This is a genomic window from Lysobacter sp. F60174L2 (genome assembly GCF_052547135.1).
The window spans coordinates 31,707-49,853 of sequence record NZ_JBQWRA010000005.1; the positions used below are offsets into that span (position 1 = coordinate 31,707).

At 61.8% G+C, this 18,147-nt stretch carries 18 protein-coding genes; 6 read left to right on the forward strand and 12 right to left on the reverse strand.

The genetic code is table 11. The annotated features are described in order from the left end of the window. Positions 1 to 71 precede the first annotated feature (71 nt). On the forward strand, positions 72 to 317 hold the full coding sequence (locus ACT9AS_RS13265) for an acyltransferase (RefSeq protein WP_445100772.1): 246 nt from the start codon (positions 72 to 74) through the stop codon (positions 315 to 317). A 28-nt stretch (positions 318 to 345) separates the two neighbouring features. Here ACT9AS_RS13265 and ACT9AS_RS13270 read toward each other — a convergent pair whose 3' ends face one another. From ACT9AS_RS13270 to ACT9AS_RS13305, 8 genes are all read right to left on the reverse strand, one after another. Beyond that, positions 346 to 1,971, reverse strand: coding sequence for a hypothetical protein (locus ACT9AS_RS13270; protein WP_445100634.1), 1,626 nt, complete (start codon positions 1,969 to 1,971; stop codon positions 346 to 348). Between the two features lie 116 nt (positions 1,972 to 2,087). Then, positions 2,088 to 3,998 carry a hypothetical protein gene (locus ACT9AS_RS13275; protein ID WP_445100635.1) on the reverse strand — a complete coding sequence of 637 codons (1,911 nt, stop codon included), beginning with the start codon at positions 3,996 to 3,998 and terminating at the stop codon, positions 2,088 to 2,090. 134 nt (positions 3,999 to 4,132) lie between these two features. Continuing rightward, positions 4,133 to 4,537 carry a pilin gene (locus ACT9AS_RS13280; protein ID WP_445100636.1) on the reverse strand — a complete coding sequence of 135 codons (405 nt, stop codon included), beginning with the start codon at positions 4,535 to 4,537 and terminating at the stop codon, positions 4,133 to 4,135. A 130-nt stretch (positions 4,538 to 4,667) separates the two neighbouring features. Further along, the gene (locus ACT9AS_RS13285; protein ID WP_445100637.1) at positions 4,668 to 5,087 is read right to left on the reverse strand and encodes a pilin; all 420 of its coding nucleotides are present in this window, start codon (positions 5,085 to 5,087) and stop codon (positions 4,668 to 4,670) included. Positions 5,088 to 5,336: 249 nt separating this feature from the next. Beyond that, the gene (locus tag ACT9AS_RS13290) at positions 5,337 to 7,340 is read right to left on the reverse strand and encodes an acyltransferase family protein (protein ID WP_445100638.1); all 2,004 of its coding nucleotides are present in this window, start codon (positions 7,338 to 7,340) and stop codon (positions 5,337 to 5,339) included. Positions 7,341 to 7,429: 89 nt separating this feature from the next. Then, positions 7,430 to 7,702, reverse strand: coding sequence for a hypothetical protein (locus ACT9AS_RS13295; protein WP_445100639.1), 273 nt, complete (start codon positions 7,700 to 7,702; stop codon positions 7,430 to 7,432). A gap of 7 nt (positions 7,703 to 7,709) precedes the next feature. Beyond that, positions 7,710 to 7,994, reverse strand: a complete 285-nt coding sequence (locus tag ACT9AS_RS13300) for a type II toxin-antitoxin system RelE/ParE family toxin (protein WP_445100640.1) — start codon at positions 7,992 to 7,994, stop codon at positions 7,710 to 7,712. Next, positions 7,995 to 8,225, reverse strand: coding sequence for a ribbon-helix-helix protein, CopG family (locus ACT9AS_RS13305; RefSeq protein WP_445100641.1), 231 nt, complete (start codon positions 8,223 to 8,225; stop codon positions 7,995 to 7,997). A 132-nt stretch (positions 8,226 to 8,357) separates the two neighbouring features. On the opposite strand from ACT9AS_RS13305, the gene ACT9AS_RS13310 reads away from it, so the two are divergent. Both ACT9AS_RS13310 and ACT9AS_RS13315 read left to right on the forward strand, forming a co-directional pair. Beyond that, entirely contained in the window at positions 8,358 to 8,618 is a 261-nt protein-coding gene (locus tag ACT9AS_RS13310) for a ribbon-helix-helix protein, CopG family (RefSeq protein WP_445100642.1), read from the forward strand. Beyond that, the gene (locus ACT9AS_RS13315; RefSeq protein WP_445100643.1) at positions 8,606 to 8,896 is read left to right on the forward strand and encodes a type II toxin-antitoxin system RelE/ParE family toxin; all 291 of its coding nucleotides are present in this window, start codon (positions 8,606 to 8,608) and stop codon (positions 8,894 to 8,896) included. The genes ACT9AS_RS13310 and ACT9AS_RS13315 overlap by 13 nt, the downstream gene beginning before the upstream one ends. A gap of 17 nt (positions 8,897 to 8,913) precedes the next feature. Here ACT9AS_RS13315 and ACT9AS_RS13320 read toward each other — a convergent pair whose 3' ends face one another. From ACT9AS_RS13320 to ACT9AS_RS13330, 3 genes are all read right to left on the reverse strand, one after another. After that, the gene (locus ACT9AS_RS13320; protein WP_445100644.1) at positions 8,914 to 9,588 is read right to left on the reverse strand and encodes a hypothetical protein; all 675 of its coding nucleotides are present in this window, start codon (positions 9,586 to 9,588) and stop codon (positions 8,914 to 8,916) included. A 178-nt stretch (positions 9,589 to 9,766) separates the two neighbouring features. Then, positions 9,767 to 11,170, reverse strand: a complete 1,404-nt coding sequence (locus tag ACT9AS_RS13325) for a sigma 54-interacting transcriptional regulator (protein WP_445100645.1) — start codon at positions 11,168 to 11,170, stop codon at positions 9,767 to 9,769. Between the two features lie 25 nt (positions 11,171 to 11,195). After that, positions 11,196 to 12,806, reverse strand: coding sequence for an ATP-binding protein (locus ACT9AS_RS13330; RefSeq protein WP_445100773.1), 1,611 nt, complete (start codon positions 12,804 to 12,806; stop codon positions 11,196 to 11,198). On the opposite strand from ACT9AS_RS13330, the gene ACT9AS_RS13335 reads away from it, so the two are divergent. The 3 genes from ACT9AS_RS13335 to sucD all read left to right on the forward strand — a co-directional run bounded on the left by ACT9AS_RS13335 (position 12,775) and on the right by sucD (position 15,191). Continuing rightward, positions 12,775 to 12,852: a hypothetical protein gene (locus ACT9AS_RS13335; protein WP_445100774.1), complete on the forward strand. Its 78-nt coding sequence runs from the start codon at positions 12,775 to 12,777 to the stop codon at positions 12,850 to 12,852. The genes ACT9AS_RS13330 and ACT9AS_RS13335 overlap by 32 nt on opposite strands. 284 nt (positions 12,853 to 13,136) lie before the next feature. Then, the gene (sucC, locus tag ACT9AS_RS13340) at positions 13,137 to 14,303 is read left to right on the forward strand and encodes an ADP-forming succinate--CoA ligase subunit beta (protein ID WP_445100646.1); all 1,167 of its coding nucleotides are present in this window, start codon (positions 13,137 to 13,139) and stop codon (positions 14,301 to 14,303) included. Between the two features lie 12 nt (positions 14,304 to 14,315). Further along, positions 14,316 to 15,191 carry a succinate--CoA ligase subunit alpha gene (sucD, locus tag ACT9AS_RS13345; RefSeq protein WP_445100647.1) on the forward strand — a complete coding sequence of 292 codons (876 nt, stop codon included), beginning with the start codon at positions 14,316 to 14,318 and terminating at the stop codon, positions 15,189 to 15,191. Between the two features lie 228 nt (positions 15,192 to 15,419). On the opposite strand, the gene ACT9AS_RS13350 is transcribed toward sucD, so the two are convergent. After that, complete coding sequence (locus ACT9AS_RS13350) at positions 15,420 to 18,098, reverse strand: collagenase (protein ID WP_445100648.1); 2,679 nt, start codon at positions 18,096 to 18,098, stop codon at positions 15,420 to 15,422. Positions 18,099 to 18,147: the final 49 nt, after the last annotated feature.

Here is an 18,147-nt window from a genome sequence, read left to right on the forward strand (position 1 = left end):
ACTGCCTTCTGGATCTTGCCGGGCCTCTGCATATCGGAGATCGCGCGACGGTATCCGCCAGATGCATCCTCATGACACATTCCGATGCCGGATCGTCGCATTCCAATGCCCTGTCCCAAAAATTCCCACCTAGTAGCCTTGGCTGCCGGATCGGTGCGGATACTTGGATAGGAGTTGGCACAGTCCTGCTAGAGGGCTCGGAGATTGGCGCACGTACCGTTGTTGGAGCTGCTAGCCTTGTACTTGGGCAGTTACCCGCCAATTCGGTATGCTTTGGTCAGCCTGCACGGGCTATGCGTTCACTGGTGCAAGACTAGCTCCAGCCCAAGCCCTTCGTTGGCCGACTTATTTGGATCTGATCGACTCTGCAATATTTCTGTGCTTCCGGGCAAGCGTTTCGTCTTTGAGAACAACACGCGCAAAGTCGGAATAGATAAGATTCATGTATATATTATCCGGATTTTTTCTCAGGAAGCTTTCGTACAGGGGTTGAAGACGATTAATTGGTAGTGTTGATCCCTTCATTCGCGACGCATGCAGCGCATATATCGCCGTAAACTCCTGTGGTCCTGGCGCATTGGCTTCTATTTTGCGTTGTAATCCATCCCACCATTGCCCTTTGCCCGGACTGCCGTTGTTACTGGCAAGTAGAATTAATGCCTGCTCGGGAAGTGGCGAGGAGCCCGGAATAGAACCAGCATGTTCCAATGCCTGGATTGCCTTCGGATAGATCGGTGAGTCAGGCCTGTAATCGGAGAGTTCAAGATAGGCGATTCCGAGATCATAAGCGGCACGAGCCGAGGATGGGTTGTGCTCAGCCATGCTGATTGCAAGTGTCGTTGGGTTTCCCCACATTGCGGAGCGCAAAACTGTGGTCCATCCCAGCCCTAATGTGATTGCAATAACTGTCCCTGAGCTGGCGATGATGCTGTTTCTTGGCAACGCATGGGCCAATGTATCCGCCACGAACAAGATAACTCCGAACAGTGCAAAGTAGTTCCGGTGCTCGAAAATTTGTTCAAGTGGAATTGCACTGCTCGTTATAATGTGAGAGCAGAAAAACAGAATTATGCCCAAGCTGGAAATTGGGCGCGAAGATCGCATCAGCCATGAGAGGCTCGCCAGCAACCCAAGAAATGCGCCGCTGGCGAGTGTCGTCCAGGGAGCCAGTAGGCCGCGCGAGGTTACAAAATCGTCGTGATAGAAGGTCAGGTTGGATGGCGAGGGCCAGACCATCCACTGCAGGTATGTCACCAGAACGCGGAGCTGACTGAGTACCCGCTCGTACATCGTGAACTCACGGGTCGAGTAGGATGGCATCGTATGGATGGTGGCGACAGCCAATGCGGTTAAAAGAAGTGCCAGAGCCGCGGTGTGTGCGCCCCGAAGTATTTTCGAGTCGCGGGGAGCGGCAGCAGAAAAATGAAGGAGCGTAAACTCGGTGGCCAGCATGAAGAGAGGTGTCAGCACGGCGTTTTCCTTTGATGCCGCGCCCAACAGCGACAATAGCCCGCTTGCCGCCAGCCAATACCAGCCACCCCTCTGCATGGATATCTGGCGAATTCTTCCCTGAAAATACGTATGCAGTGCCAGCAAGATGCAAGTTGTAGCAAGAAGCTCCATTCGCTGGACGATATACAGAACACTGGAAACCTGCAGCGGGTGGATCATCCATGTGAGCGCTATTCCGGTGGCCGCCAAGGAGACGTTGTAGCCGGTTCGGGCCTTCCATCCCAGCGCCAGGAACTTTCTCGCCAACGTGCCTATCAACAGTCCATTCGCCAAATGGATGCCAAGGTTGGTCGCCTTCATCCACCAAGGATCTAGGCCGGTTAAGATATGGTTTATCGCGAAGCTGAGGGTGGCCAAGGGCCGGCCAATGGGTCCGTCATAGGCAAAGAAGGCGCGTCGCAGTGCTGCGGAATCCCAACTCGTGGCTTGTATGTCGACATTGCTGACGATATTTGGCACGTCATCTAGCAGGAATCCCCCATAAAGTCCTGGCACGAATACCGCGCCGGAAGCTATGAAGACTAATATCAGATGGAACGTCGCCCTATAGCTGTTCAAAATCGATCAGCCTATTGCTACGGCGCAGGTGCGATGATTGCGCCGGTGTCGCCAGCTTGCCCGCCGAAACTTCCTTTCGGAACAAGCCCAAGCTCTCTCGCTCTATTTTCAGCGGCTCGAGCCTGTTCGAGGTGTCCGTCGGTTCGCAGCACACCGATGAGCTGTTCGGCGTATGCGGGGTTTCCAACGGAACTCTCAATAGCCTTCACAAACATGGCGTTAGCCAATGCCTGGTCATGTAAATAGATAAGGGCGTGGTCGCCAAGATGTGCAAATTGCAATGGGGGCATGGAAGCGCGCTCCGCCAGCACTGTATATAGATCGGCCAAGCGACGATCATCTAGTGGAACGCCTTTATAGCGCTGCTGGACCAACCCCAGAACCATGATGGACTCCTGGGGCCCAATTGGGCGAGCAGCCAGCTTCCTTTCGATGCGGTCCCACCACTCGTCTAGTACGGGTTCTCCTGATAGGGCAGACATGAGAATTAGGCCCTGTTCCGGCAGTGGCGAAGAGTTTGGCAGAACGGAACCTCGCTCGAACTCATCGATGGCCTTGGCGTAAAACGGAGATTCGGTGCGCCCGTTTGCCAAGATCATGTACTGCTCACCAAGGTCGCTGCTCGCTCGCGCAGACTCCGGGTTCAGGGCGACTAGATTCATGGCTAGTAGTAGAGGATCGCCCCAAGTGGCACTTCGCAGCATGCCCAGCGCTCCTATACCAATGACCAATACCCCGACGGTCGCTTGACGGACGAGTGGCCTGGTGCCAGTCGGGATGTGTCGCACTATTTCTGCCAATGCGATAAGTACTCCAAGCAATGCGAAATAGTTACGATGCTCAAATGCCAGTTCGAGGTTCACCACGTTGCTTGTAAGAGCATGGGCGGAGAAAAACCACAGTATCCCTAGAGCGAGCAAGGGTGCTCTTTTCCGTGCATAGGCGGCGAGGGAAAGCAAAAAGAGCAAGAAGACACCACCAGCTAATGTGGTGATCGGCTCGAGTAGGCTGGTCGATTTCTGGTAGTCGTCATAGTAGAAGACCAGGTTGGCGGGAAGTGGGAGCAACATCTGTTCCAGATACATCGGTAGAACGCGCATCTGTGTGAGTAGGCGTTCGCCAACAGTAAAATCCCGGATTGCGTATGCCTGTGGCGAAGTATAATGCGGAAGAACGAGTGCGACGAATAGAATCGCGGCCATTACTACGCCAGCGCCGTATGTAAGCTTAATTATGGACTGGGTAGTGTGGGATTTCGCCCGGAAACGAAGGAGGGAAAGTTCCAGGGCCAGGCTATAGGCCGGGAAAAGAACAGCAGTTTCTTTGCTCAATAACCCGGCGCCGGCTGCCAGGATGGCTCCGGCGAGCCAGTGCCATCCATTCTTGCCATTGATCTGTTCCGTGCGTCCATGTATATAGATTATTAGGGCAATGAGGACGAAAGTGAGTGACAGGGTTTCCATCCGCTGCACCACATAAAGCACCGATGAAACCTGTAGTGGGTGGGTCGCCCATAGAAGGGTGATCGTAAAAATCGCTGCCGTGTTCCAGGGAGTGGCATTATTTTGGCGAGGAATGCCCGCGCTGCTGGGTAATCCAAACAGTCGACGTAGCAACCAGAATACGGCTACGGTATTGATCAGGTGTACTATCAGTCCTGTCAGCTTGAAGGCCCATGGATCTTTTCCTCCAATCGCATAATTGACTGCAAAGCTTAGGGTTGCGAGTGGTCGACCTATAGGACCTTGCTGATAGGCACTTGCGGCTAACTCGAGTGTTCGTAGATTCAGAGTTTCTGCATGGACTCTCTGATTCGTGAGAATATTTGGGTAGTCATCAAAAAGAAAGCCGCCGCTCAGCCCCGGCCAATAAACGGCTGTAGTGAGCAAGCACAACGCGATGACCATTGGAAAGAGGCGCAGAGGCATGTCCGGATATCAAGAGAGTATGGCCTGATCGCAGCATACGATAAGGCCATTTATTGTTTCCGAGATAGCCGTTGCACTCGGATGTCGAAACCGACAGTGCAGTCGGAAATATGTGTGTCCCGCGGGGTGGCGACTCAGCTGCAAGCTTCTGGTCGATAACGACCGATAATGCCGCCGCTGACGTCGCATTGCCAACTCCCGTCGGATCCGCGGTTAAGCGTGATGGTCTCATTGGCGATCAGGGGATTGCCCTTCAATGTGCATCTGATGAACCCGGTTTCACTGGGGTCCATGGTGACATTGCACCGTGCTGTAGTGGTTGTCAGTCCCAATGCAGCTGCATCGAAGGTGGTAACGCCTTCGGCCAAAAGTTTTGACTCAAATGTGGATTTGCCGGGAGTGATCTCAGCTAGTCCGCCGGTTACCTGAGCCCGGATGTTGTAGTCCTGATACGCGGGAATGGCAATGGCGGAAAGAATTCCTATTACCGCTACTACGATCATCAACTCTATCAATGTAAAGCCGCGCTGCACTTGCATCCCCGCTCCCCCCGCAGATTTGCATGGTCTGATTCAAAATATCACGCACGATTCATGCCAATAAACTTCGATTGGACAAAAAAAACCCCAGCCGAAGCTGGGGTTTTTTGCAGCTGGTGGAGTGCCTTAATCAGGCGCTCGGGCAGCCGGCCGGACGGTACTTGTCGTCCAGACCTGCACTGGTGGTGCAGTCCCAGGCACCGGTGTCGCTGTTGCGGGTCAGGGTGACATCCTGTCCAGCGACCTTCGGGTTGCCGGTCAGGCTGCACTCGATGACGCCATCAGCGCCCGCAGTAACGCTGATCGGAGAGCAGCGGGTGGTGGTGGTCTGCAGGCCGATGTCGTCATTGTCGTAGGTCGACGGCGTACCCTTGTTCACAATCTCTTCAAACGCGGTCACGCCGCCACGGATGTCGGCCAGGCCGGCGGTGACCTGCGAGCGGGCCACGTAGTCCTGGTAAGCCGGCAGCGCGATGGCGGCGAGGATCGCGATGATCGCAACAACGATCATCAGCTCGATCAGGGTGAAGCCTTGCTGGTTGTTCTTCATGGTGTTTCCCCTAGGAGTGATTGTAAATCTCACGTACCTGCAGGTCCGGCTGTTCCGGTCCTTCGGCCTTGCCGTGCAAGCTGCACGTGCATGGAAGAGTACGCAGGACGCGTGCCAAGTCCAGAGGAATGAGGCGCCGTTAGCAGCCTGATAGCTAAAGTGGAGAACGGGTCACGCTTGGGTGATGCGTGGATCCGGGAGGGGTGACAAGAATCGTCGGTTGGCCTGTCGGTGATGTGACGTTTTATGTCACTTCGAGGCCTGGGTCCCGGAAGATGAGGCTGATGACGCTGAAGCGCCCGGCTCACCCAAGCCGAGCGCGGCGCCCAGTTGCGGCGACAGGGTACCGGCGAATTCCGCATTCAAATGCTGCTCGTCCCGAAAGGTCAGCATTCCATTCGATCGCGCGCGGCAGGTTCCATCGGGACAGACTGCATTGGTCATGTCGATTACCTGTGCATTGGGCGAAGCCGCTACGGCTTGCGACAGCCAGGAAAATACCTGCTCGGACCGGACGTTGCCTGCGGGAGCCGTGCATTGGTCCTTGCCGGCTAGCCATTGATGCAGGCGACTTCGCTCGCTCAGGCACGCAGGTCCATTGAAGGGCAGGACCGGGGTTGAGCGAAGCACGTAGACCTCTCGCGCCGCAGCGGTCAACGGCGCCAGCACCGCGCGGGTACCATCGCGCCACTGCTGTTCGGTGTAGTCGTAGGTGAACGTGGAGCCCATGATCACCATGTCGGGCTTGATTGAACCGATCATGGCAATTGCTTTGTCACGCCATTGTTCGCACTCGGTGTATTGGCGACCAATGCGCTCATAGTAGATGGGGGCGTCCACCATCGGACAAGCCGACTTGGTGATTACCAGCAGGCGCCACTGGGGGTTGTCGAAAATCTCGGCCAGCGCCGGGAACCACTGTAGGCCGATGCTGTCCCCTACCGCCACGACGGTATGGGTGGCCTCGTCACTGCCGAACTCGCATATCTTGACATCGGCGCTGTGGAACCAGTCGTCGCAGCCCATCTTGTATATGGCCGGTACGGTGATGCGCGCCGATGCGGCTTCATTCCGATCGAGCCAGTCCGCTGCGCTGTTGTGCCAACGCAGCATCAACGAGCCGGCCAGCAGCATCGCGCCGACGGACGCGAGGACCGCCACTCCGGGTCGTTGAATAAGGCGTTGGTTGTGGCGAATCGGCATTTCGACCAGGCGATAGGACGCGGCCGCCAGCAGCGCCGAGATGACCACGAGGAACAGCCGGTTCCAGCCATTGGCCATGTCCAGCACCGTGGCACCGAGCAACAGGACCGGCCAATGCCACAAATACCAGGAATACGAACGGCGTCCGACCGCCTGGAGTACGCCGGTGCCGAGGAGCCTGGACACGCCGGGGCTTGTTCCGCTGCTGCCTGCGGCGATGACTGCGGCCGCGGCCACGGATGGTGCAATTGCCCAGAGTCCGGGGTACTGCTGGTCACCGCCAAGCACCAGCGCACTGGCAAACAGAAGCACCAGTCCCGAACCGGCCACCCATGACGGCAGGGTGCGTTGGCCGTCGCCGAAATGCAGGAACACCAACGCCCCCAACGCGAACTGCCAAGCACGGGTAGGCATCAGGTAGAACGCCAGGTTGGGCGCATCCCGGGTCAGCACCACGCAGGCAATCAGGCTCAGGGCCGCTACGCCGAGCAAGAGGCGGTTGAGCGTGCGTCGCTCAGGGCCGAAGGGTGCCTTTTGCCCCAGCGCCGCCAGACCGAGCAGGGCCGGCCAGACCAGGTAGAACTGCTCCTCCACGCCTAGTGACCAGGTGTGCAGGAACAGGTTGGATTCGGCGCCGCTGCCAAAGTAGTCGAGCTCGGCAAACGCAAAATGCAGGTTGCTGATCCAAAGGGATGCAGTAATCGCTGCCAATCCCTGGGCCGGACGGTCGGCGGGAGCAAGCAGTAATTCGCCTAGTACACAGACGATAGCGACCATCAGGAGCAGTGCCGGCATCAGGCGGCGTGCACGGCGTGCATAGAAGGCGAGCAGCTCGACCTTGCCGGTGGCTTGGCGCTCCTTCAGTAGCAGCCCGGTGATCAGATAGCCGGACAAGACGAAGAACACGTCGACCCCGACGAAGCCGCCGGCCAGTCCCGGAACATGGGCATGTGCAGCGATGACCAGAAGAATGGCGATCGCCCGCAATCCTTCGAGGTCGCCGCGAAAAGCCAAGCGCGTGTGGCCCGCGGGCGTGGGTGGGTTGCTCATCGGCACGAACAGGCGAAGCTTCGATTGCGCGAAGAATAGGGGAATTTCCGGGACGTATCAGCGCCGGGACAAGGCAAACGCTTCCGCAGTCAGCAACCGCGGGCGCATCGCGAGGTTGTCGAGGAACAATTGTCGCCAGTGACGAGCAGCAGGCTCCCAAAGGCGCTGGTCGCGGGATCCGGTGCCGGATGGGTCGCGACGGACCGCAGCACGATGGCGTGCTGGACGATCTCCGTCAGCAGGGATTCGCGCTCGGCGGGATTGAGGCCGTGTACCTTGCACAGCTTTGGCCGGGCCAGGACGTCGCGGTACTCGGCCAGCAGGGCTTCCGATACGACAAAGCGAGACCTGGCGGCCAGCACAAGGAAGCTACCAACGGTTCGGCAAGCGCCGTGCAGTGTGGAACAGTCTGAGCACTTCCACGATGTCCTGTCGCACACGGTACGGCACGATGTAGTGGGTGCCGGGGATGACCAGTTCGCGCGTTCCCGGCACTCGCCCTGGGCGGCCAAGTCCCGGTTGGTCAGCCAGCAGTGCGACACTCTGGAGGACGCGGATGACGATTGCGTGCGCGGCACGCGGGTCGTCGGTGGCGATGAATTCAGCTTCGTTGCCCAGGTTTTTCAGTGCGGTACGCAGCCAGCGAACGCGCATTTACGACCACTTGCTCGCAAGGGCCTGGACTTCGGCATCGGTCGCGAAGTCGCCGGCGTCGGCTTCGGCCATGGCGGCCCGGGTTTCGCGGATCTGCCACTCGTTGAGCTCCACGAACTCGCGGATGGCCTCCGCGGCGAGGTATGACTTGCTGCGATGGGTGCTGAGGGCGAGTTGGTCCAGGCGGTCCTTGATGTCGGACTCAAGCCTCACGGTCATGGTGGTGGACATCGGCGTTCTCCATGTGTGCAGATGTACACATTAGCATGCGCGGGCATCGAGGTAGCTTTGGGGCTGGGTTGATGGTGTAAAGTAACAATAGGTAACACCTTTGGCGCCGCAATGACTACTTCCACCACCAGCTTGAAGATCGACCCGGAAATCAAGGCACGCGTGCAGCGGCTTGCGGAGGCGCGGCATCGCTCGGCCCATTGGCTGATGCGCGAAGCGGTGGAGCAGTACGTCGAGCGTGAAGAGAAGCGCGAGAGTTTTCGCCAGGCGGGACTCGCGGCATGGGCGGCCTATCAGGAGACGGGCCTGCACCTGACGGCGGCGGAGGCGGATGCCTGGCTGGCCGGGCTAGAGACGGGCAAGGATGCGGACGCGCCGGAATGCCACGGCTGAAGTGGACGCCCGAGGCGCTCGGGGACATCGCGCGGCTTCATGCATTCCTGGCTGGCAAGAGCGGGGATGCCGCACGCAGGGCGATCGCTGCGATCCGTGAAGGGGTTGCCACGCTGGAGCGCCATCCGGAGGCGGGCCGTCCGATGGCCGAGATGGAGCCCGAGTTCCGGGAATGGTTGATTGAGTTCGGTGCCGGCGGTTACGTGGCCTTGTATCGCTACGACCGCACTGAAGTCGTGATGCTTGCGGTGCGCCACGTACGCGAGGCGGGCTACTGAGCGCCGTCCTGTGTGCGCTACTGGTTGCTCTTTAATGCCTTGATAGTCACTTCTTCAATGAACTCGAAGGCAGCCTCAGGCACCCGTGGCCTGAACTGGTCCCGGCGGCGTTTGGATACCTTTTCCGCCATTCGGAAGCTGAACTCCACGGCTTCGGTGGCGTCCCAGTATCGATAGATCCCATGAACGGGATCACCTCGATAATCAAACGCGTACTTGCCTTCGTCGAACCACTCGACTCTCCAGCGCTCGCGCACGGGGCGGGAGAATTCCTGGAGGGTCTTGAGATACTCGGCCTCGTGTTTCTTCATTGCCACCGATACCGGCAGGATCAGGCCGTCCTGCAGGGCTCCGGCACGGCACAGCGCATGGTGGAAGAGGAAGCGCGACAGGCGCCCGCTGGCGTAGTGATTGGCCCTTCCGGGCAGGTCGGCGTCGATACCGGCACGGACTGCGTCGGTACGTTCGACGGTGGCGCAATAATCGATGGAACCCAAACCGTTGAAGTCGACCCGCCATCGAGCGTTGCGTTGCACCGGACCCGTGACGTAGCGATCGGGATCGAACAGCGGTGTCACCGCGCCGGACGGAGGCGGCGCGTCGTCCAGTGTGGCGTTGTTCGCATGTTCCCAGAGGAAGCATGCCTGTCGGAGGTATGCGCCGCTTGGCGTCCGCTCCAGCTCTGCGATCAAGCGCGACGCCGGTAGCTGGCGAAGTGCTAGATCCGGGTGACGGGTTTGATCACGGCCTGTCGGCGCGGGGGCAGTGCTGCCAGGCAGAGGTGCTGACGCAGGAACTCGTACCCGACAACCGACATTTTTTTTACTCCCGCACGGATTTTTTTACAAATGTACCGTAATCAGGATTTTTTTAGTCAATGCCCAGCTTTTTGAGCTTGTACCGCAGCGCCCGGAAGGTGATGCCCAGCGCGGCGGCGGTGCGGGTCTTGTTGTAGCGGTTTTCCTGCAGGGCGTGCTGGATGGCGGCGCGCTCGATCTCCTCGATGTACGAGGGCAGGGCGCTGGTGGCGGTGTCGCGCGGGTCGACGGTGCGCGGGTCGATGCCGGCGGCGGCGGCGTTGGCCTGCGGGGTGCGGGGCACCACCGGGGCGGCGCCGCCCTGCGGCTTGGGCAGGCACAGGTCGTCGGCGTCGAGGCACTCGCCCTCGGCCAGGGCCAGGGCGCGCTCGAGGATGTTTTCCAGCTCGCGCACGTTGCCGGGGAACGGGTAGTTCTGCAGTGCCTCCAGGGCGTCGTCGCACAGGCGCGGGGTCTCGCGGCCGAGGCCGGCGGCGAGGCGTCCGAGGATCTTCTGCGACAGGCCCGGCAGGTCTTCCAGTCGCTCGCGCAGCGGCGGCACGCGCAGTTCGATGACGTTGATGCGGTAGTAGAGGTCCTGGCGGAAGCGGCCGTCGGCCACCATCGGGGCGAGGTCCTTGTGGGTCGCCGAGAGGATGCGCACGTCGACCACGACTTCGGCATTGGCGCCGACCGGCTTGATCGACTTTTCCTGGATCGCGCGCAGCAGCTTGACCTGCATCGCCAGCGGCAGCTCGGCGACCTCGTCGAGGAACAGGGTGCCGCCGTCGGCGCTCTGGAACAGGCCGGGCTTGTCGGCGTGGGCGCCGGTGAAGCTGCCCTTCTTGTGGCCGAAGAACTCGCTTTCCATCAGCTCCGACGGGATCGCGCCGCAGTTGACCGGCACGAACGGCCCGGTGGCGCGGCCGCCCTCGGCGTGGATGGTGCGGGCGACCAGTTCCTTGCCGACGCCGGACTCGCCGGCGATGTAGACCGGGGCCTGGCTGCGGGCGACCTTGGCGATGGTCTGGCGCAGGCTGCTCATCGCCGGGGAATCGCCGTACAGGCGCGATGCGAAGGTGTCGACGGCGGGCTTGCTGCCGCCTTCGTTGAGTTCCAGCGCGTGGCGGACCAGGTCGCGCAGCACGGCCAGTTCGACCGGCTTGGCGACGAAATCGAACGCGCCGGCCTTGAGCGCCTCGACCGCGGCCTCGACGTTGCCGAAGGCGGTGATCATGGCGACCGGGGTGTTGGGGTGCAGCTGGGTGATCTCGGCGATCAGGTCGATCCCCGAGCCGTCCGGCAGGCGCATGTCGGTCAGGCACAGGTCGTACTGGCTGCGCGACAGGTGGTTGCGCGCATCGGCCAGGCTGGACGCGGTGTCGCACCGCAGGCCCATCCGCCCCAGTGTCATGACCAGCAACTCGCGGATGTCGCGCTCGTCGTCGACAATCAGTGCACTACGTGTTTCAGCCATCCGACCCTCCAGTATCCCGCCCATCTTAAAGCTTTTCGGGGGCGCGGCCGCGGTCCTTGAGGGGCGAACCCGCGAGACGGATGCGGAAGCAGCTGCCGCCGCCGGGCAGCGGAACGTGGTCGAGCGAGGCCTGGTTGGCGCGGCACAGCTCGCGGGCGATGTACAGGCCCAGGCCGGTGCCGTGGCCGGAGGTGGTGAAGAACGGCCGGAACAGCTGCCGGGCGACCCGCTCGGGGATGCCCGGGCCGCGGTCGACCACGTCCACCATCGGCAGGCCGTGGTTGTCGAGGTGGACGTGGATGCCCACGCGCGCCGGTTCGCCGGGGACCCGGCCGTAGATCAGGGCGTTGTGCACCAGCACGGTCAACACCTGGTGCAGCTGGCGCGGATCGAGCAGCGTGGTGACCTGCGGCTGGCTGGCGGTGGCGCTGAGGCTGTCGTTTTCCAGTGGATGGCCGGCGCGGTAGTCGTCGACGAAGTGGCGGATCAGGGCGACCAGTTCGACGTGCTCGGGCTTGGCCGGTTCGCGCCGGGCCAGGCCGAGCACGTTCTCGACGATGCCGTTCATGCGCACGCCCTGCTGGCGGATGATCTCCAGCAGGCGGCGGTCGGCGGTGGCGACGTCGTCGGACTCCTCCAGCAGTTGCACCGCGTAGTTGATCGCCGCCAGCGGGTTGCGGATCTCGTGCGCGAGGCTGGCCGAGAACCGGCCCAGCGTGGCCAGCGTCATCGACTCGGCGCGGCGCGAGACCAGCGAGGTGTCGTCGAGGAACACCAGCGTCTGGTCGCTGCCGGCCAGCAGGCGGGTGAAGCGCGGCACCACCTCGGGCTGGTCGGAGGCGATCTGCAGCGGGGTCTCGTCGGTCTTGCCGTCCACCCGCCACGCGGCCAGGCGGCGGGCCAGCTCCGGCAGCGCGACGCCGAGGTCGCGATGGCCCTCGCCGGCATCGCCCAGCAGCAGGATCGCCGCCTCGTTGGCCAGTCGCACCTGGTCGTTGCCGTCGACCAGCAGCACCCCGGTGCGCAGGCGCCGGATGATCAGTTCGTTGACCTCGGTCAGGTGCGCGGTCTCGACCCCGCGGCGTGCGGCCAGATCATGGCTGGCGCGCATCTGGCGACCGAGGATGCTGGTCAGGGTGGCGATGGCGAGGTAGCCGACCGAGAACATCAGCGGCTCGGCGAGCATCCGCGCGCTCTCGTCGACCGCGGCGCTCCAGAAGTACTCCACCATGATCCCGGCGACCGCGACCATCGCCGCGCCCAGGCCGTAGCGCGCCGGTAGCAGCAGTGCGGCGGCGCCGACGTTGAACATCAGCATCAGCGCGATGCCGGTGCCGGCGACCGGGATCGTATGGATCGCCAGCAGGCCGAAGAACAGGTCGGTAGCGATGCCGGCCAGGGCGTTGCCGCGCAGTTCGCCACGCCGCCCGAACAGGAACAGCAGCGCCGCCATGAACAGGTAGGACAGCGCCACCGCGCGCGCCAGCAGGTCGTGCCGTGGTGGGCCGATCATGTCGGCGACCGGGCCGAACAGCACCAGCACCAGCATCGACGCTTCCAGCAGCCGGTACAGCGTGTAGAAGTACAACTCCCGGCGCAGCGCGCTGTCGGCGTCGTCGGCCTCGGTGGCGGCGATGGCTGTCGGCAAGCGTGTTTCCCCAAGGATCCCTGCCGGAGTATAGGCGCTGCGCCCGTCCGGGATGCCCGCCATGCATGTAGGAGCGACGTAAGTCGCGATCGCACGGCGAAACCGGGATGTATGGCATTCGCGACTTACGTCGCTCCTACAGGGGGCGGGACCGCCACCGGGCGAAATCGCACCGGCCTGGATCACCGCCGGACGCCCCCGACGGCCCCCGGTTTTGCCCGACCGCCCCCGATCGGCGACAATGCCCGGCCCCCTCGCGCCCGCGCCGTCCATCGGTCGCCTCCGCGTGGGACGTCTTCAACTCCCCTCGGATGACGCATGAATTTTCACGAATACCAGGCAAAGCAGCTCTTTGCCGACTACGGCATCGCGGTGCCGGCCGGGCGCATCGCGCGCACTCCCGAAGAGGCCGTCGAGGCCGCCAAGTCGATCCCCGGTGACCTCTGGGTGGTCAAGGCGCAGATCCACGCCGGTGGCCGCGGCAAGGCCGGCGGCGTCAAGCTGGCGAAGAGCTTCGACGAAGTGAAGCAGTACGCCGGCGCGATGCTCGGCAGCAAGATGGCGACCTACCAGACCGCCGGCGTCGAACTGCCGATCGATTCGGTGCTGGTCTGCGAAGGCACCGACATCGACAAGGAGCTGTACCTGTCGGTGCTGGTCGACCGCGGCACCCAGTCGGTCACCTTCATCGCGTCCGCCGAAGGTGGCATGGACATCGAGCAGGTCGCGGCCGAGAAGCCCGAGGCCATCAAGTCGATCAACGTCAACTACGTCGAAGGCCTGCAGGCCTACCAGTGCCGCGCGCTGGGCTTCGAGCTGGGCCTGACCGCCAAGCAGTCCAACCAGCTGGCCAAGATCATGCTGGGCCTGTTCAAGCTGTTCCACGAAAAGGACCTGGCGCTGGTCGAACTGAACCCGCTGGCGATCCTCACCAACGGCAACCTCGCCGTGCTCGACGGCAAGGTCGACTCCGACGACAACGCCTCGTTCCGCCACCCGGAGCTGGTCGCCATGCGCGACATCCGCCAGGAAGACGAGACCGAGGTCAAGGCCAGCCAGCACGACCTCAACTACGTGACCATGGACGGCAACATCGGCTGCATGGTCAACGGCGCCGGCTTGGCGATGGCGACCATGGACGTGATCAAGCTGGAAGGCGGCGAGCCGGCCAACTTCCTCGACGTCGGCGGCGGCGCCACCAAGGAGCGCGTGACCGAGGCGTTCAAGCTGATCCTGTCGAGCGACAAGGTGAAGGCGATCTTCGTCAACATCTTCGGCGGCATCGTCCGTTGCGACATGATCGCCGAGGGCATCATCGCCGCGGTCAAGGAAGTCGACGTCAAGGTGCCGGTGATCGTGCGCCTGGAAGGCACCAACGTCGAAGCCGGCAAGGACCTGCTGAAGAATTCCGGCCTGGCGATCACGCCGGCCGACGACATCAACGATGGCGCGAAGAAGGCGGTTGCCGCCGTCTCGGGCAAGTGAGGCGGGACTGACATGAGCGTATTGATCGACAAGAACACCAAGGTGATCGTGCAGGGCTTCACCGGCACGCAGGGCACCTTCCACGCCGAGCAGATGCTCGACTACGGCACCAAGGTCGTGGGCGGCGTGACCCCGGGCAAGGGCGGCACCGAGCACCTCGGCCTGCCGGTCTTCAACACCGTCGCCGACGCGGTCGACGACACCGGCGCCGATGCGTCGGTGATCTACGTGCCGCCACCGTTCGCGGCCGACGCGATCCTGGAAGCGGCCGACGCCGGCATCAAGGTCATCGTCTGCATCACCGAAGGCATCCCGGTGCTGGACATGCTGCGGGTCAAGAACGTGCTGCGCGAGTACGACGACGTCGTGCTGGTCGGCCCGAACTGCCCCGGCGTGATCACCCCGGGCGAGTGCAAGATCGGCATCATGCCGGGCCACATCCACATGCCGGGCAAGGTCGGCATCGTGTCGCGCTCGGGCACGCTGACCTATGAAGCGGTCAAGCAGACCACCGACGCGGGTCTAGGCCAGTCGACCTGTATTGGTATCGGCGGCGACCCGATCAACGGCACCAACTTCATCGACGCGCTCAAGCTGTTCCAGGATGACCCGCAGACCGAGGGCATCATCATGGTCGGCGAGATCGGTGGTTCGGCCGAGGAAGAAGCGGCGGAGTTCATCAGCCAGTACGTGACCAAGCCGGTGGTCGGCTTCATCGCCGGCGCGTCGGCCCCGAAGGGCAAGCGCATGGGCCACGCAGGCGCGATCGCGTCGGGCGGCTCGGGCACCGCCGAGGGCAAGTTCGAGGCGATGGAGAAGGCCGGTGTCACCACGGTGAAGTCGCCGGGTGACCTTGGCGCGGCGATCGCGAAGCTGTTGGCGAAGTAAGCCGGCGTTTGCCTTCGGCTGCTTTAGGCGACCCTTCCAATACGAAAAAGGCCACCGGTGGGTGGCCTTTTTCGTTGCAGGTTGTGCGTGATGAATACGATCAATAATCATCGCAGCCAAGGCCGCATGCCCTGAAACAGGTTGTGCAATTGAAACGCGCTACTCCCCGCCCCAGCGACATGGAAAGTGCGTCGGGTAGTTCCCGGCGCACTCCGTCCGATGCCGAACTCAGTACTCGGTGCTCACGGTCACGCCGCTAGCGGCCGTGCTGCCATAGAGGCTCACATAGACGTAGCCGGCAGGCGGGTAGTCCACTATCACCGTCTCGCTGTTGCCACCGTTGGTGGAGCGGTAGTTGTGCGAATCGCGGCTGGCCCAGCTGCCTAGGGTATTCACGTACAGATCGGCGTTGCCACTGCCTCCCTGGGTGGTAATGCGCAGGTTCCGGGTGCCTTGGGGAACGTAGAGGTACATGTAGGTGTAGTCTCCTGCACGTACCGATACATTGCTCCGGGAACAGTTCTTGCCCAGTGCCTCTGCACCGCCACTGCATTCCGGCAGACCTGTGCCACCACCGCTGACGGTCACGTTCTTCTGCTGGCTGTGAGTGGCACCGGCGTCATCGGTGACAGTGAGTCTGACGGCGTAGGTTCCCGCGCTCGCATAGACATGGGTGGCATTGATTGCGGTCGATGTGGCGCCATCACCAAAGTCCCAGACCCGCGCAACGACACGACCATCGGAATCCGTCGATCCATCCGTGAAGCGTGCGGTGAGACCATCTGTGGTCGAGGTGAAGTCAGCGACCGGTGATGTGTTGCCTGTCCCACCGCAGGTCGGTGTGGCGGGATCGGCCACGCACGGCAACCATCCTTTGAAGTGGGTGTTGTTGGTACTGCCGATGCTGCCCATGAATCCGGCATAGCCCGTGTAGTTGCCGGGACGCATGTAGCCGAGGATCGAATCCACCTGGCCGTGGCGGTTTTCGAACATGTAGCGCACGGCGAGGTAACCCCAGTTGTAGACCCGGGTCTGTCCACTGTTGTAGTCATTGGCGTAGATGGTGCCGATGTCGTAGGTGCCTTTCGCGGCTTCCTGCTGGGCGGCGGTGTAGGCGATGTCGCGGTACGAGTACGACATGTACTCGGCCAGGCCCTCGATCCACCAGATCGTGTCCTGGGAAATGGCATCACCAAAGTCGCCATGCATGTTGAAGCGACCGTCCAGGTAGTGGACGTACTCGTGGGTGAGATTCCAGATCTCGAACTTCTCCGGCTGCATCCACTCCGCCTCGTACGCGATGAAGCGGGCCTGGTTGCCATTGGCGGCCGGGTTGCCTTCCAGGTACATGCCGCCGTTGTTGGTGTCGATGCCGAAGATCGCGCCGGCATAGGTGCCGTAGTCGGTACTGCTGTTGAACACCACCATTTCCAGCGCGGCATTGTAGTCGTCGGCCACCGGGGCGCCGCCCGTCTGCAGCCGGTCGTGGAAGTAGCTTTCCTGGCCGCCGACGACCTGGCAGGTCTGGGCCAGTTCGACGGAACTCATGGCCTGGGCCCGGATCTTCAAGGTTGGGCTGCAGGTGTGCCGAATGGGCAGAGCGGCGGCTTCGACCTGTTCGCCGAAGTCGCAGAGGTTGTAGTAGCTGCAGTTGGCGTTGTCGTAGTAGTCGACCATTTCGCCCACGCCCACCCACAGTGGTGCGGTAACACCGGTCACGGAAGAACGGTCGAGCAAAGCCTTGGAACGGGAGCGGGCCAGCGTTTTCAACGAGCCGCTGTACTGCAGGAATCGACCCAGTTCGCGCCCCGCATTGGAGACGAGATAGTCGCTTTCCGTGCCCATCATGCTGAAGTGGCTGTTGACGAAGTCATACAAGGTGTCGACGATCGACGGGTCAGCCTGTACAGCCTGCCGGAAGTCGGCGTTCTGGTGCCCGCGAAACAGGATCAGATAGACGTTGTTGGTTGCCGTACGCATCCAGTAGTACGCGTCGTGGCGACTGTCGTAGGCATTCAGCAGTCGTTTGACCACATACAGGTAGCGGGCGTTCTCCGTGGAGCTATCGATGAGGGTCAGGTACTCGGCGAGAATTTCGCCGTGAGTGTCGTTGACCAGTCCGAAGTTTGCATTGGAAGCGAATGCATCCAGTGCGGGACGGATCGCATTGCGCAGCGCACTGCCGTAGTCGCCGACATTGCTGTCGTAGAACTGCACGTAGTAGCCGGCGCGCAGGAACAGCACCAACTGCAGCGTGCTGTCCTGGTTGGTGCCATCGTAACCATTCGCCGAGCTCGCCAGAGCAGTCGCCACGGTCACCATCTTGGCTTCGTTGAAAGTGTCGCCCGCGGTACTCCCGGTGAGCGAAAACAGCTCGTTTATGCATGCCGTCGTGGCGCTCTTGACGGCTGCCACCAGCGCCGATCCGCTCAGCGACGCGAACTCGGTGCTGTTGCAGGCGGCCGTCGTGGCAGCTCCACGCATCATCACTGACGACTCCAGTGATGGACGTTGCAGGACGTTGATGCGCGGGTCCGCATGGTCGTAGGCGGTGTCGACCCATTGGCTGATCGGCGGTTGCGTCGGCATGCGTCGGGATGCCGGATGTTCGCGTTGCTGGATGTGATGGCCGAACACTTGGCGTTCGGTCTGGGGTGACTTCTCAACGGCCTGGCTGCGCGCGATGCGACGTTCCGGATTGTCACCCCTGCGGAGCAACGTGCTTCGACGTTGTTTCCGCTCCGGTCCCTGTTGATCGCCATTGAACGTTGTCGAAGCCGTGGCAGCCGGTCCGGCGACAAGGTTGGGACGGTTGTTCTGGCTGGCATAGCTAAGGAACGTGGCGACGGCAGCCACGCTGCCGATGGCGGCCAGGCGTCTTGCCCGGCGGGTGCTTGATGATGACATTGCAGATCTCCCTTGGATGTGTGAGGCGGATGATTCCGCCGTCGACAAC